At 44.6% G+C, this 14,954-nt stretch carries 11 protein-coding genes and 2 pseudogenes; 8 read left to right on the top strand and 5 right to left on the bottom strand.

The genetic code is table 11. From position 1 onward, the window contains the following. Positions 1-37 precede the first annotated feature (37 nt). From I2H74_RS15380 to I2H74_RS15365, 4 genes and pseudogenes are all read left to right on the top strand, one after another. Entirely contained in the window at positions 38-1,012 is a 975-nt protein-coding gene (locus tag I2H74_RS15380) for a proline dehydrogenase family protein (RefSeq protein ID WP_195575112.1), read from the top strand. A 268-nt stretch (positions 1,013-1,280) separates the two neighbouring features. Beyond that, positions 1,281-1,451: pseudogene (locus I2H74_RS15375) on the top strand (DUF2935 domain-containing protein); the annotation flags it as partial. A gap of 269 nt (positions 1,452-1,720) precedes the next feature. Beyond that, positions 1,721-5,239 (top strand): discoidin domain-containing protein, encoded by a 3,519-nt coding sequence (locus I2H74_RS15370; protein ID WP_195575111.1) that lies wholly within the window; start codon positions 1,721-1,723, stop codon positions 5,237-5,239. Positions 5,240-5,463: 224 nt separating this feature from the next. Further along, positions 5,464-6,213 carry a GNAT family N-acetyltransferase gene (locus tag I2H74_RS15365; protein ID WP_229106720.1) on the top strand — a complete coding sequence of 250 codons (750 nt, stop codon included), beginning with the start codon at positions 5,464-5,466 and terminating at the stop codon, positions 6,211-6,213. Positions 6,214-6,363: 150 nt separating this feature from the next. Here I2H74_RS15365 and I2H74_RS15360 read toward each other — a convergent pair. Together I2H74_RS15360 and I2H74_RS15355 are read right to left on the bottom strand one after the other, a co-directional pair. Continuing rightward, positions 6,364-7,337: pseudogene (locus I2H74_RS15360) on the bottom strand (aminopeptidase). A 73-nt stretch (positions 7,338-7,410) separates the two neighbouring features. Continuing rightward, positions 7,411-8,442: an alpha/beta fold hydrolase gene (locus I2H74_RS15355; RefSeq protein WP_195575261.1), complete on the bottom strand. Its 1,032-nt coding sequence runs from the start codon at positions 8,440-8,442 to the stop codon at positions 7,411-7,413. Positions 8,443-8,790: 348 nt separating this feature from the next. On the opposite strand from I2H74_RS15355, the gene I2H74_RS15350 reads away from it, so the two are divergent. Then, complete coding sequence (locus I2H74_RS15350; protein ID WP_195575110.1) at positions 8,791-9,678, top strand: ADP-ribosylglycohydrolase family protein; 888 nt, start codon at positions 8,791-8,793, stop codon at positions 9,676-9,678. 75 nt (positions 9,679-9,753) lie between these two features. Here I2H74_RS15350 and I2H74_RS15345 read toward each other — a convergent pair whose 3' ends face one another. Next, complete coding sequence (locus tag I2H74_RS15345; RefSeq protein ID WP_195575109.1) at positions 9,754-10,155, bottom strand: VOC family protein; 402 nt, start codon at positions 10,153-10,155, stop codon at positions 9,754-9,756. Between the two features lie 490 nt (positions 10,156-10,645). Further along, the gene (locus I2H74_RS15335) at positions 10,646-11,518 is read right to left on the bottom strand and encodes a hypothetical protein (RefSeq protein WP_195575108.1); all 873 of its coding nucleotides are present in this window, start codon (positions 11,516-11,518) and stop codon (positions 10,646-10,648) included. A 370-nt stretch (positions 11,519-11,888) separates the two neighbouring features. Here I2H74_RS15335 and I2H74_RS15330 point away from each other — a divergent pair, with 370 nt between their 5' ends. After that, positions 11,889-12,365, top strand: a complete 477-nt coding sequence (locus I2H74_RS15330) for a GNAT family N-acetyltransferase (protein WP_195575107.1) — start codon at positions 11,889-11,891, stop codon at positions 12,363-12,365. A 147-nt stretch (positions 12,366-12,512) separates the two neighbouring features. On the opposite strand, the gene I2H74_RS15325 is transcribed toward I2H74_RS15330, so the two are convergent. Then, positions 12,513-13,391, bottom strand: a complete 879-nt coding sequence (locus tag I2H74_RS15325; RefSeq protein ID WP_229106719.1) for a LysR family transcriptional regulator — start codon at positions 13,389-13,391, stop codon at positions 12,513-12,515. Between the two features lie 106 nt (positions 13,392-13,497). Between I2H74_RS15325 and I2H74_RS15320 the strand changes: the two genes are divergently transcribed. Beyond that, entirely contained in the window at positions 13,498-14,064 is a 567-nt protein-coding gene (locus I2H74_RS15320) for a chromate transporter (RefSeq protein ID WP_195575106.1), read from the top strand. Next, on the top strand, positions 14,064-14,618 hold the full coding sequence (locus I2H74_RS15315) for a chromate transporter (RefSeq protein WP_195575259.1): 555 nt from the start codon (positions 14,064-14,066) through the stop codon (positions 14,616-14,618). The genes I2H74_RS15320 and I2H74_RS15315 overlap by 1 nt, the downstream gene beginning before the upstream one ends. Positions 14,619-14,954 lie beyond the last annotated feature (336 nt).

Below are 14,954 nucleotides of genomic sequence, written 5' to 3'. Positions count from 1 at the left end.
CTACAGTGGATGTAGAAGACAAGAGGAGGGAACCTTCATGGTATCATCAACGATTGACTTGGAAGTTAGATTTGCCGAAGCAATGAAATCTATTGCACGAAGAGCAGATTTGAAGGGTTATGTAGAGCAAACGCCGGCTGTCTACCAGCTGCTGCAGCGTGCGGCTGCCAAGTATGTGTCAGGGGAGGAGCGCAAAGACGCTCTTGAGGCCGGGCAAAGACTTGCAGACAAGGGATACGCGCTCTCACTTGAATACATCGGCGAGAATGCAACAGACGCGCTTGTTTGTGAAGCGGCCGCTTTTGAATTATCAGGACTTATTCATGCCTTGGCAGAGCAAGGGGTGGCAGCACGTGTTTCATTCGACCTTTCACACATTGGCTTATCGCTAGATGATGAACTTGCATATAAACACCTGGCTGTACTTGCCGAACAAGCCCAGGATGCTGATATTGAGCTCTTTATCAGCATGGAAGAGTCTGTAAAGACCGATGCCATACTAGCAATCTATAAAAAAGCAGCCGCAGCCTATTCAAATCTCGGAATCACGATTCAAGCTCAACTGAACCGTACGAAACAGGATCTAAGCGATTTACAATCTGCTCCCGGACGAATTCGCATTGTAAAAGGAGCATATCAAGAGCCTGAACAGCTCTCCATTCCTCGCTCCACGGCACTAAATGAGCGGTATGTGCAGCTTATCGACCAGGCCATTCGCATGGGACACCGCTTGTCAATCGCCACCCATGACCAATCACTGATCGATGAGGTTATCAAGCGGGGATGGATTGACAAACCAGGCGTTGAGTTCGAATTGCTGTACGGGATTCGCCCTGATTTGGCGAGTGAATTGAGGCAAGCAGGATATCCTGTTCGCATATATTTAACCTACGGTCGCGGTTGGTATTTGTATCTATGCCACCGAATCGCAGAATACCCTCCTAATCTGTATCAAGCGATACTAGACATGACAAGTACCGAGAAAGTAAACCCATTATTGGATTATCTATAAAGCAAAATCAAGATGACTCCACCGGGAAAGCCGCTATATGCGGCTTTTCGCATGTTCACCAGACACTATCGCTAGTACAGCATACCATTCGAAAAAACGCTCGTTGTTATTATTTTTGAGACTTCCACATAACCTTTGTTAGAATCAATTAAGGAGGTCATCCATTGGATCAATCGGCGCTTTTTGAACATCGCTTCTGGCTTCAGATTCTAGGAGATCACGGAAGAACATCGATTTGGAGATGAATTAGTTCAGAGCCTTTTTATAAGAGCTGGAAGAGCTAGAGTTGTCAGCTGAAGTGCTGGACCGCATATCACCGCTTATGCCGGATCACATGATGAGGGAAGAGTGCTATTATCTGATGAAGTTGGCGCAATTAGGCTTAGTGCCTGATCCAGAGTGCAAACCTGATCAGCCTAGAATAGAGGAAAAATTGTAGTGGTTAATGGATGGATACGAGTTTTCATAACCATCATTTGATTCGGAACATGTACGATTGCTTCATTCTGAGAAGTCTCAATAATTAGATAAATTATTACATAAGAAGGGTGAAAATGGAAAGTTTCTACTTTCTGTTTGCGCATTTTTGTTATATTATAGTAATGATTAACATAGTAAGCGTTTACTTTATGGCGCGAAAATAGAATGGAGGGATAAGAAAGAACGCTCTTTTTGTATATCGATAACATATAAATATGGAGGGTGCGAATGAAGAACACACGAACGGTTTCACTATTGTTGAGCTTTATGATTGTATTGACCTCAGCCTTTACAACTGTTCTACCAGCTAAAGCTCTTAATCAGAATTCTGGACAAGAGAATGTCATGGTTGAGCTTCAAAATGCTATCCCTAACACAACTGATCCCAAAATTTTGGGTGAAAGGAATCCAAGTGTTACGGAGGTCGTTTATGACAAGGATGGTAATGTCATTCCCAACGGGCAATCAGATGATGAAGCAGCTCGCCTTCTTGCAGCGGTTACGTTTGGTGGAACGAACTATGCTTTAAATAAGCCGGCTTATTCCTCTGGCAATGAAGTGGATTACTTAACACCAAACTTGGCAGTTGATGGAAAAGGCAATACAAGATGGTCCTCAGCGATAGATGACAACCAGTGGTTCTATGTTGATCTTGGTGAGAAGACTGCATTCGACCGTGTCGTTATTCGCTGGCAAACACCAGCAGATACCTACAAAATTCTTGTATCTGATGACGCTCAGACATGGACAAACGTTAAAGAGAACGATGGCATCATACAATCCAAGGGAGGAGTTGAAACCGTTGATTTTCCTTCGCTCGAAGCTCGTTACGTGAAATTCCAAGGCATAAAGCGAGCACCTGTAGAAGGTGTGCTATATGGTTACTCCTTTTATGAATTTGAAGTATATCAATTAAGTGATTTGCAATCGATCATTGACAAGGTAACCGCTTCGTTGACGGTCCAACCTGGGCAAACAAAGCTCGATTGGTCAACGGCTGAAGTACCTGAAGGCTACAATGTAAGCTTATTTGGAAGTGACAGACTCCCCGTAATAGACCTCGAAGGCAACATACGCACGCCGCTAGTAAACGCCAAGGTAAATCTTATTGTGCAAGTAGAGGATCAACACGATCCTAACCGGAAACTGTTGTCAAGCAGTATCGCCGTTCTTGTTCCAGGTCTCAAACAGCAAACGCCGGATCGCAATCCCGAGCCGGAAGTCATTCCTTCACTTCGAGAATGGTACGGTGAATCAGGCCATTATACGTTAACCCAAGCCTCACGAATTGTCGTGAATCCGAAGGATGAATCTGTTCTGCATAAAGCAGCAGAGCTGACTCGTGATGACCTACTGGATCTGACAGGCTACCAGTTGGAAGTCGTTACCGGCGAGCCGCAATCTGGTGATCTCTACCTTGCTATTGATCCAGCCTTATCGTGGCTAGGGGATGAAGGCAACGTGTTCAAGGTAGGTGATTACGTATCCATAACTTCCTCCTCGGCAAATGGCGCTTTCTTCGGAACGAGAACAGCCCTGCAAATTATTAAGCAGAATGAAGATCGTACAATTCCGCGTGGAGAAGCAAGAGACTATCCGAAGTATGAGAAACGCGGCCTCATGATTGACGTTGCTCGCAAATTCTTTACCATAGAATTTCTCCAGGACTATGTGAAGCTGTTGTCCTGGTACAAGATGAATATGTTCCAAATCCACTTAAATGATGATGTTGGAACACCATTCGCAGATGGAACAAGGGCTGCCTATCGCCTTGAGAGCTCAACCTATCCTGGACTAGCTAGCAGCAACGGCCATTATACAAAGCAGGAATTTAAAGACTTGCAGCTTATGGGTATGGATTATGGTGTAAACATCATTCCAGAAATCGATACTCCTGGGCATTCCCGTGCATTTACAACGTACAATTCTGCACTAGGCAATGATCATGCTCTAGATATTTCGAAGCCGGAAACGATAGAATTTGTCAAAAACTTATTCAATGAGTACTTGGATGGTAATGATCCGACCTTTGTAGGACCGGAAGTTCATATCGGCACAGATGAATATTGGGGTCCGGATGTCGAACGATTCCGCTGGTACATGGATACACTCGTTAAGCATATTAACAGCAAGGGCAAGCATCCACATCTGTGGGGGGGCTTAACGCAGTATAATGGAACAACTCCAATTAGTAATGATGCAACCATGGACATCTGGCATGAACCTTACGGTGCGCCGCAGCAAGCCGTTGATCTTGGATATGACGTGATCAACACTCAAAACGTATACATGTACATCGTACCAACTCTCTATGGCAATTATCTGAATTCGCAGTTCCTTTATGATGAATGGGAGCCTAATAAATGGGAAACCACGACGCTGCCGCTTGGCCATCCACGCGTGAAGGGCGGAATGTTCTCCATGTGGAACGATGTATCCGACGCAAATGGCCTTTCCATGGATGATGCACACATTCGATTGCTTCCAGGCATCCAGGTCGTAGCAGAGAAGATGTGGACTGGCACAAGAGATGACAAATCCTTCTCGCGCTTCGAGCAGCGGACAAAGGCCATTGGCGATGCACCGAATGCAGATCGTTCTCACAAAATCACCGTAAACCATTCGGATAATCTTGTGATGCAGTACCCATTCGAACAAGACTTTAAAGATGACTCCGGCAATGGCTTTGACGGTAAAGCCGTGAACGTGGAGATCACCGAAGGCAAGTATGAGCAAGGCGCACGGTTCAACGGCGGTAAGAGCTATATCGAAACACCTGTTGAAGCATTAGGATTCGGTTGGACAGCCTCGATGTGGATTAAGCCGGACAAAAATAATCCAGATGACGCCGTCCTAATGGAATCGCCAGTTGGGACATTAAAGCTGAAGCTCGGCAGTACGGGCAAACTCGGGTTTACCAAAGAGCATTATAACAGTACGTTCAACTATGTTGTTCCTGAGAACAAGTGGACGCATATCTTGCTGAAAGGTGATGACAAGGGCGTATCCCTGTTTGTCAATATCGATGAATATGTGGAGCGTCTGGAAATGCAATATCCGAAGATGCATACGCTAGTGCTGCCAACTCTGCGCATCGGCAGCGAGACGAACGCATTCAAGGGTCTATTGGATAATGTTGTGATTCATAACAAGGCGATCGAGTTGTTGAGTACGGAGAACTTAGCGCTTCAAAAGGTTACAGAGTCTTCAGAACTGGAGTTCCCTTACTACTCACCGGATAAGGCTGTCGATGGCAATGAATCCACACGCTGGTCCAGTCAGTACGTCGATGATGCTTGGTTCCTTGTTGACTTGGGTGAGGTTAAGGACATAAACAAAGTAACGATTAAGTGGCAGGGCGCTTATGCAGATAAATATCAAATTCTGGTATCTGACGATAAATCAAATTGGCGAAATATTTCCGGAGAAGGCGGAATCATTGAGTCAAAAGGGACGTTGGACATTCTTGATTTTGACACCACTTCGGCACGTTATGTCAAGTTCCAGGGCGTGAAGCGCGCAACGGTATTCGGCAATTCGTTCTTCGAGTTCGAGGTGTATTCACCTGGACAGCTCCCTGAATACAAACAGTTGATAACTAAGATGGACAGCCTTTTCTCAAAAGTAAACAGCAATTCGAAGCTCTACAAGTTGCTGCTTCAGGTATTGAACCGTTATCCTTATGACGCCAATCGTCCATTAGACCCGATGAAGACATTGATAAAGGAGTTTCAGCAGAATCAGTAAATGAACCACACACACAAAACCCTCGTTTCCATTACGATACGAGGGTTTTGTAATGCTTGCTCCGTCATCTTATCCATTCTCCTTTTTTCTTTTAATCCGGCATTTGAAGAAGCATTCTGTACAACGATTCCTATGGGTTTTGTAAAAATCTTTCTTAATCATACTTTATTAACTGTTCAAAGAGGGGTTCTGTTACCATTCAGTGGAGAAAGGAAGTGAGCTTCATGGCTAATCAAGCCAGTCGGAAAGGGACAATGCCTGCATTTTCCCAGACCGTGATTGATTATTGGGAAAAGCCCTTTGTGAATGGAGACATTCTTTATCGTGATAACGTCTTTTCCGTCACGATCAATTCTACACTGGACGCAGATCGTCAGATCATGGTGCTGGAAACCGCCGACGGTCGAGTGAGGGTGGCCTTAACGCCTCAGCTGGCCGATAGGTTAGGACTCTATCCGTTCCATGACATGTCTGAGCGGACATTTCGCGAGAAATTGAATGAAGCGGGAGTAAAGCTGCATGGTGCAGATTATGTGTTCTATTATACAGACGCCCAGAAGAATGCCCTGCTGCAAGAAAGTGTGAAAGGTGAGTTGCGCCAGTTAACAGAAGAAGATTCAGAGGTATTCTCTGCCTTCCAATCCTCATCCTCGGAACAAGACTTGGATGACGCTTACGTTGAACTGGAGCACTGGGCAGTGTTCGGCTCCTTCGAACAGAACCAATTGGTTTGCGCCGCAAGCATGTATCCTTGGGAAAATGATAAGATCGCAGACCTCGGTGTACTAACGCTTGCAAGCTACAGAGGAAAGGGACACGCTCGGAAAGTGGTGCGTTCCATCAGTAAGTACGCCTATGAACACGGACACGAGCCCCAGTACCGCTGCCAGCTCGATAACGAGGCGTCTACGTCACTTGCTAAGTCGGCAGGCTTAACATTGTTCGGAAAGTGGGATGTCATATCCTCAGAATAAACGGCCCGAGGTTCTGCCATATCATGTAGTGCGTTATGAAATAGTAATCCGTATAATGAGCACAACCACGCCATATCTTGACGTGGTTGTACCGCTTGTTATTCGCCTGAGTAAGATGTATTCCTTGTCGTATTGAGGATGCAGATTGGACTAGAAAGCCCAGTTGCCCTTGCGAAATACCGGTTCTATGCATCCATCCGCAAGCTCACCGTCAATATCCATATCAGCGGAACCCATCATAAAATCTACATGGACTAGACTTGAATTCAAGCCACCCGCGGTTAACTCTCCATCAGTCATTTCCTTGCCGCCTTCAAGACAGAAGGGATACGCATTACCGATTGCCAGATGGCAAGAAGCATTTTCATCAAATAGCGTATTATAGAAAATCAGGTTCGTATCCGAGATAGGCGAACGATGGGGAACCAGTGCGACTTCACCAAGATATGCAGATCCCTCATCGATCGAGATGAGTTTTTTAAGCACCTCCAACCCTTCTTCTGCTTGAATATCAAAAATCCTACCGCTTTCAAAAGTCAACGAGAAGTCCTTAATGATCGTGCCGCCATAGCTTAACGGCTTAGTACTGCGGACCGTGCCGTAAACGCCTTCCTTCAGCGGAGCAGTCCATATCTCTTCAGAGGGGATATTGGCAACAAACGGAACGCCATTCGCGTTCGTATTGCCGGCATCGCTCACCCATAGGTGTTTTGACGGCAATTTTATTCTTAAATCAGTGCCGTCTCCACGATAACGTAGCGCACGATATCTTTTACCATTCAACTGGTTGGCCTTTTCATTAAGCGTTTGAAGATGTTTTCGCCAGGCAGCACTGGAGTCCTCAGAATCGTTCGGACAGTGTTGAAAATGGCCTCCCACATGGTGTCTATCAAATGTTCTTCTTCAACGTCTGGAAATACCTTAGCTGCCCATGCTTGGGGTGGTTCGGTAACGATTGACCAACTAATCTTGTTAGACATGCCGTAGCTTCTAAATCGTGACAATGCTTTTCCTTTCGCCTTGTTTGCGTTCGATATGCGTTCAAGATCTATCCCATTCAATAAATCCGGGTCAGTGGCTAAAACAGTCAAAAACGCGGCATCTTTGCGGCAAACTGCTCCCAGCCTTTCGCTCAGAATGCTGGATATTCGTGAAAGGCCTCATCTGGCGGCAGATCGAAAGACTTAATTGACATTATTATTTCGCAAAGGTATCCGCCATCCACTTCGAGAATTTTTCTTTTTCTTCAAACTGTGGATAATGTGCGGATTGTTCGTAGGTTATAAATTCTTTTTGACTAGCATCAATTTGATCAAAGTAAGTCTTTGCTGATGTTGTCGATGTCATATAATCGTATTGTCCCATTATAAAATATACGGGCAGATCCAGCTTCGTTACAATAGTGGGTAAAGGTTTTTTCATTGCTTGCCCAGTTAATACTTCCTGGCTGTAAGCTGCACCGCGGATATAACGAATGCGATCCAATAGATTATACTCAGGACCTAACCAAAACCCTTTTTCCATATCCGCATTCTCATCGATCAGTCTAGCTGCGCCGCCATATTTCCGAACATATTGCCGTGGAGTTAACCTATCACCGCTTTGAACTTTATCAATTAACCCTTGCAGGTACTCGACATCAGTCGTATTACCGCTCCATTTAGCTTGTTCAATTGTGAAATGTAACCCATCCATCTCACTCTCTAAGGTGTCGGACATTTGTCCGATGCCGATATATGCTTCGTATTTCTCAGGAGCTTGCTGCGCAGCCTGTAAGCCAATGTACGTTCCGAAGGAGTGTCCTGCTAGAATGACTTTCTTTTGATTGAAGCGTGTGGATATGTAATCCGTCAAGGACAATAAATCGTTGACTAATAGATCTGTTGACAGGTCCTTGTAATCCTCGCCAAAGTGATATGATTTTCCACTGGCTCTTTGATCATAATGGACGATCGTGAAATCCTTCTCCAATTGATCCTGGTATTTGGTTACATAGGGAATCTCCGAAACGCCGGGACCACCATGTACAAAAATAATAATGGGATTGTTCTTGTCATGGCCTCGTATCATCAGCTCATGATAAGTGCCATTAATGTCGACTTGCTTAAGTTCACTAATGCTGTTTTCTCCAGCTATCTTCGGAGTCCAAGTAGGGAAGATCAATGCGATCCCCACGAACAAAATGATAGCTGCACCCAAATAGAATAGAACTTTTCTCACCGTTTTGATAGTCTCATCTCCCTAGTCTAGATCCAATGCTGCTCATGTGTTTCTGCAGAATGTAGAAGCCTACAACCCTATGCTATAACTAGCTTATCTCGTTATCCTTAACTTGGTAATAGCCTGTGGTCTATTAGGGGACTGGACTTATGCCTAGGTACAAAGGAGACCTAGATCGTGAAAAGGGACCATACATCGCATAAGAGGGTTAAAATTAACTTGAAGTTGTTAACAAGTTAAATAAAGGTTTAAACTGGAGATAGCATTAATGGTGAGCTCTAGCTGTAGAAACGTAACGATTATTGCACGGCAAGTATACTTATTTCTTTTCAAAAAATATAAAGATGTGGTGTTGTTATGGATATCCAACTAATCAATCGCATTAAAGGCGGTCTATATGGAGTAGCTGTGGGCGACGCCCTTGGCGGGACAACGGAGTTTATGAATACAAAGGAGATTGAGGCGAAGCACGGCTACTTAACAGAGATTATCGGTGGCGGAGTATGGAACCTGGAACCAGGGGAAGTGACTGACGATACGATGATGACGCTTTGCGTTGTAGAGGGAATTCTTGAAGATCCAGCCGAACCGAAGGAAGCTATCGGGCGCTTTTTTATAAAATGGTACGAATCTCGACCTAAGGACATAGGGAATATCATCCGCCAAGTATTTCATAAATATGACGGGGACTGGTTTGAAGCGGCCTTTATTGCACACATGGATCTAGGACAAAGCGCTGGAAACGGCTCTCTCATGCGCTGCCTGCCGGTGGCACTGGCCTACAAGGACACTGCGGATATCGAACGAATAACGGCCATGCAATCACGGATGACACATTACGATCCACGATGCACTGAAGTCTGCGTCATGTATAATCGAATGGCCTACAGGCTTCTGCAAGGAGAAGACTTAAGATCAGTCATTCTGGCAGAGGTAGCAGGCAGCGAATACGAGGGACATGTGGAGGCATTGCCGGATTGCCCGCCGAGCGGCTTTGTCGTGCATACCTTTAGATGGGTACTGCATATTTTACTCCATTCGACGAACTATGCTGAAGCCGTGCAAAAGGCGGCTAATCTAGGAGGAGACTCGGATACGATCGGTGCAATCGCTGGAGGATTAGCCGGCATCTATTACGGCTATGAAGGCATCCCTGTTCGATATACAGAGGCAATCCTGGTCAAGGAGCGGCTTGACCTATTGGTTTCGCAGTTGTATGCGCTGAACACTTCATCATCCATGTAGAGCATCAAGCAGAATACAACAAATAACCCCGAGATGCGTTCTTTAGTCTCGGGGCTTTTTACGGTAGTGAGTCGTTTAGGACTCCATTCTAAGGCTCAACTGCCAAGATACGCCGAATTGATCATTGATCCATCCATATCTTTTACTGAATGGATAGGCGTCTAATGGCATTAGGACCTTGCCATTTTCGGATAGCTTGGCGAATGCTTCATCAACCTCTTCCTCAGAGTCCAGCGTCACGAACAAGGACAAAGAGGGCGTGAAGGTAAACGCATGATTGACATAACTATCGATACACATGAACTCTTGTCCGTTAAGCGAAAACACAGCTTGTACGACTGTACCTTCTTTTCCTGGCCCTTCTGAACCATAACGAGAAATGCTTACAATCTTGGAGTTTTTAAAGAGGGACATGTAAAAATTCATTGCCTCTTCAGCATTGCCTTCAAACATGAAAAATGGTTTAATATCGGCCATTTATGAACAGCTCCTTTTTTTCTTCGATTATAACAGAAGGGGTACAAATTCTAAAAATTTGATCAATTGAGCATCAAGATAGTTCAACAACGGCAACATCATGTGGGAGCAGACGTATTCGTTCAACACGACAGACAAGCCGGAAGGGCTATTAGTGGATGAATACAAGTATATTAAAACTTACAAGAAGAAAATATCGATTCCTGTAGATAACAAAAGCGAATAGCGAGTACGAGATAGAAACAGCTTATTTCATGCGGAGTTGAATTCGAGTAGATAAGAGAGGAAGCATATTGGTTGTACTTGAGGAAGTGATCAAGCACGCAGGCGAACAATCATCGTGCGTGCGATCATATCCATATTGCCTGAATCTTGGTGTGGCCGTACTCTTAATTTGGTCAGTCAGATTCATCCCGACATCACCCAACAAATCGTTGACATCTTGTTGATGGAATAAGGCTGTCTGCTCATTCTTGAATTCAGTCATTGCTCAAACCCAATCGCCGAAAAGGGCTCGAGCCTTGCCCCAATCAACACCCAGACTTCCTTGCCAGCCTGCCCATGGCATCTCCATGTCGGAACGTCCCTTGGTATTGTCCAAGTCGAACTCAGCGTGAATGATCGTTGCCATATCCGTCCAACGATCTGGGGCAAGCTCTATGATTCGGTTAGGAAGCACTCCGACCATGGCTAACGCCTGAAGTATGCCGCGGCGCACGAACCTGCTTCCTTTTACGATCTTCTCCGCAGTAAGCCGCTTCTCGAATTTCCCTGGTGTTTCGCTCGCTTCCGCGCGATCTAAACTATGCAGCAGTTGACTAAAGATCTGCTTGTCTTGTTCGGTCGGATGAATGGGGCCTTTCTCCAGCCGTTCAGCGATCTCCACCATGTCCACATACGCACCAAAGCTTGACCGGCTATAATTATTGCCGAGATGCATCGCATAGCGGATGTATGACAAGTTGTCCCAGCCTTCATTACTATGACTAAACGCGCATACCTTACATGCCTTAAGTTTTTCGGTTTCCTCATATTGATGGACACGCGCATGAATCATGACATGATAACTGGCTAAAGAGGAGATCCCTCTAGGATAGCTGCCGCCAACCCCAGCTACAAAAGCGCTGCCTATTGTCGTCCAGGAAAGGAGATCATTCGATTTCAACTTCATCAGTTGATCCATGATCTCGTCATGGTGAATAACCTGCAGATCGTTTGCGATCCATCCACTGGCTTGAAGCAGTTCCTGCTCAGCTGGAGTCAGTGTATCCGTCTTATAATTGGATACTTCACGTTCCAAGTCATAGTCGTAATTCTTATGATGATAAAGCTTTTTAAGCACCCGCATTTGCTTACTGTCCATGGATAGCTCCTCTCAAACACAGATTCCTCTGGAAAATGTACTTCCTCCTTCCATTATAAAGCAGAACAGAAGGGACAGACATGCGCTTAAAGCACCAGAGAGCGCTCACGGCCAAGAAGCGCAGGCACTATTTATGCAGAAGAATCATTTCTTGATATGCAAAAAAACCGGCATTCTCATATGCCGGTTAACAAATGTATGAAATGAAGGTAGACCAAAAAAAGACATGGATAAATAATACTTTACAAAAAATTCAATATAAGTCTAGTACTTATTTTTTTTAAACGGTATGTTAGATAAGCGACCGCGGCGCAAATTATATGAAGGGGAACGTTGCCTGTTCCCTCTATCTGAAGGGAGTTTGACCTGAATGATTACTCTGCGAAAGATCACGTTGGACAACCGCCGTGACATTTTCAACTTGGAAGTAACAGAAGATCAGCGCCGCTACGTGGCGTCCAATCTTTCAAGCGTAGCTTCGTGTTATGTCCTTGCGACCAATGGAGGGCATCCATTTCCATTCGCGATTTACTTGAATGAACAGCCGATAGGCTTTGTTATGATTACTTATCAAATTACCGGATATGAAGTTCCGGCCATTGCAAATGACAGCTACTGCCTCCTGAGATTCATGATTGATAAGCAATATCAGAACCAGGGTTATGGTAGAAAAGCTATGGTGAAAATATTGGAATTTATCCGGACCTGTCCAGCAGGACCTGCACAATATTGTTGGATTCCGTATAAAGCAGAGAATACAGCTGCCAAGAAGCTTTATGAAAGCTTCGGCTTCCGTGACAACGGAGAAATCTGCAACGAAGAGGAAATCACTGTATTACGGCTCTAATTCATTGCGTACAAGATTCAGTGAATTTTGCTTTCTTTCATATGTAACAGCAACCTCCAATGTCACGATCGCCCGTGACACTGGAGGTTTTTTTAGAAATTGGTATCCCAGGAGCGAGAGTAGGTTGATAAACGTTATTGTCAACCATTAATACATCGTAGATTCGATGTGCTGAAGAAGTGTCTTCATCGGTGTAGTCAGATATTTATCGCGATGATGAACAACATACATTTCATTTTTCAAAGAGAGGGCTTGAACGGACAGCAGACACAATTTCCCTTGAGCTAACGGCTCATTTACAAGCACATCCGGCAAGATGGTGATGCCGTATCCTGCTTTGGCTGCTTCAATCAAGACTTGAGAATTTACGCTTGTCCATGCAGGTTGTGCAGTATGCCCCGCCAAATATAGTGCGCTGTCTAACGTATCGCGAATCGCGCTTCCTTTTTCACGCAGCAGCAGTGTTTCAGTACAAAATTCTTTCAAACTCAACTCCCTTTCCGCTAGGGGATAGTCAGGCGCACACACGATGTATAACGGATAGGATGCGAAAAGCGTGCTTGTGAATGGCCCTTGTGGGGGTGTTCCTTCAATCAAAGCAAGGTCAGCATCGCCATTTCTCAATATATCAATGGCATTTGCCGCACTAACCACCTCAACATGGACCGGGATATCAGGCCACTCTTTCTGAAAGGCTTTCAAGATTATCGGAAGCCAGAACGCTGCAATGGTAATACTGGAGACAATGTGCAGCGGAGCTCGCGTTTCTAAACGGTTGATGCGTGAATCTAGATCCTCGCACGAAGACAGGATCGGTATGATCTCTTCCAGCAACAGCTTGCCGCTATTCGTGAGCTGAACGCTTTTGGATAGCCGGTCAAATAGCGCAGTGCCTGCCTTTTCCTCTAACTCACGTATAGCATGGGAAACGGCCGATTGCGTGATATATAATTTTTCAGCGGCCCTTGTAAAGTTTCCCGCTTCAGCGACTGCGCGGAATATTTCAAAATGACGCAGGGTCATCATTCAAGCTTCTCCTCCCATGAATAAAACTAATCGTTATCGAAAAATAATATCATTTTACTAATCAATCAACAACCTCCATAATAGCAGGATGATGGGAGGCGATTAGATGGATAGCTATAAATCCAAACCTTATCTGTGGCTGCTCAGCATCAATTTGTTTATCAGCACATTTACATTTGGAGGAGGATATGTTGTTGTTCCGATGATTCGAAAGTATTTTGTTTCTCAAAAAAAGCTTCTGCAAGAAGCAGAGCTTGTCGAAATGGCGGCCATCGCTCAATCTTCACCAGGCGCGATCGCTATTAACTTATCAACACTTGTAGGGTATCGGGTGGCAGGGATGACGGGAGCTGTTATCAGTTGTATGGCTGCTATCTTTCCATCGTTCGTCATCTTGATGTTCATCTCGATGTTCTATGCTGCTTTTGCAGCGAATCCGTTCATCTCCTCCGTATTAAAGGGCATGCAGGCAGGGGTGGCTGCCTTGATCGTAGACTTCGTCGTCGATATGTGCAAGATGATGATCAAGGAACGCTCTATCTTTTTGACTTTCATGATTCCAGCAGCATTTATAGCAAATTTCATATTTGAGATTCATGTAGCCATTATTCTTATTGCAAGCTGTTGTTTATGCTTTGTACGGGTATGGCTCAGCGAAAGGCGGCGGAAGTAGTGGGTGAGTTATTGCATTTGCTGCTTGTCTTTTTACAGATCGGCTTGTTTAGTATCGGAGGAGGCTACGCAATCATCCCGTTCATTCAGGATTTGGTGGTTGAAAAATATACATGGATATCACAACAAGCATTTACGGATATGATTACAATTTCGCAGATGACCCCCGGACCTTTAGCAGTAAACATCTCAACTTTTGTCGGATTACAAATTGCGGGTATTCCTGGCGCCATGCTCTCAACATTCGGTTGCGTAATATCTGGCGTCGGGATATCCATATTGCTGTATCGCTTTTTCAAACGATTCAACCAATCTGTCTACGCGGTTGAATCGTTAAACGTTCTAAAGGCTGCTTCATTGGGGCTTATTATTTCTGCTGCTGCCACCCTATTGCTGTTGACGTTTCTAGGAACCTCTGCAATAAGCGTGGCTTCCAAAGTAGATTGGATGGCCGTAACTGTCCTTATTGGTTCTTTAATTGTATTGAGGAAATGGAAAATGAACCCGATCCTTCTTATGGTTCTGACAGGAATAGTGGGTGCCCTTATTCAGTAACGAAGATCATGACATACAGGGACATGCAAACTGTTGAAGATACGAAAAGTAGAATACATTTGCACTAATTACATCATTAGTGAAGAATTCCTCGGGGCTGAGACCGTGATTGTTTGTACTATTCGCATAAAATGAAGGAACAATAATAGGTTAGAGCAACCTTGGCTTATCGAGAAATCAAGCATGGACTATCCCATAGATAGTTCTATAAAAGGAAATCTATTTTACAGCAATAAGATTTTCGGAAATCGTTATAGCTGAAATACATGGAATCTTCATTTTTAAAATTACAGTTGTAATAGTTTGGCGCTTAGGTTATATTTACAATTGTAATAG

Origin of the sequence: Paenibacillus sp. 1001270B_150601_E10 (genome assembly GCF_015558675.1) — a bacterium.
Lineage (GTDB): Bacteria > Bacillota > Bacilli > Paenibacillales > Paenibacillaceae > Paenibacillus_B.
This window is presented reverse-complemented; position numbering and strand designations above follow the sequence as displayed.

Excerpts from the sequence above, each read along its gene's own strand:
- I2H74_RS15350 (WP_195575110.1), top strand. The coding sequence starts at position 8,791 with ATGGATATCCAACTAATCAATCGCATTAAAGGCGGTCTATATGGAGTA.
- I2H74_RS15335 (WP_195575108.1), bottom strand. The coding sequence starts at position 11,518 with ATGGACAGTAAGCAAATGCGGGTGCTTAAAAAGCTTTATCATCATAAG.
- I2H74_RS15380 (WP_195575112.1), top strand. The coding sequence starts at position 38 with ATGGTATCATCAACGATTGACTTGGAAGTTAGATTTGCCGAAGCAATG.
- I2H74_RS15345 (WP_195575109.1), bottom strand. The coding sequence starts at position 10,155 with ATGGCCGATATTAAACCATTTTTCATGTTTGAAGGCAATGCTGAAGAG.
- I2H74_RS15370 (WP_195575111.1), top strand. The coding sequence starts at position 1,721 with ATGAAGAACACACGAACGGTTTCACTATTGTTGAGCTTTATGATTGTA.
- I2H74_RS15320 (WP_195575106.1), top strand. The coding sequence starts at position 13,498 with ATGGATAGCTATAAATCCAAACCTTATCTGTGGCTGCTCAGCATCAAT.
- I2H74_RS15325 (WP_229106719.1), bottom strand. The coding sequence starts at position 13,391 with ATGATGACCCTGCGTCATTTTGAAATATTCCGCGCAGTCGCTGAAGCG.
- I2H74_RS15365 (WP_229106720.1), top strand. The coding sequence starts at position 5,464 with ATGGCTAATCAAGCCAGTCGGAAAGGGACAATGCCTGCATTTTCCCAG.
- I2H74_RS15330 (WP_195575107.1), top strand. The coding sequence starts at position 11,889 with ATGATTACTCTGCGAAAGATCACGTTGGACAACCGCCGTGACATTTTC.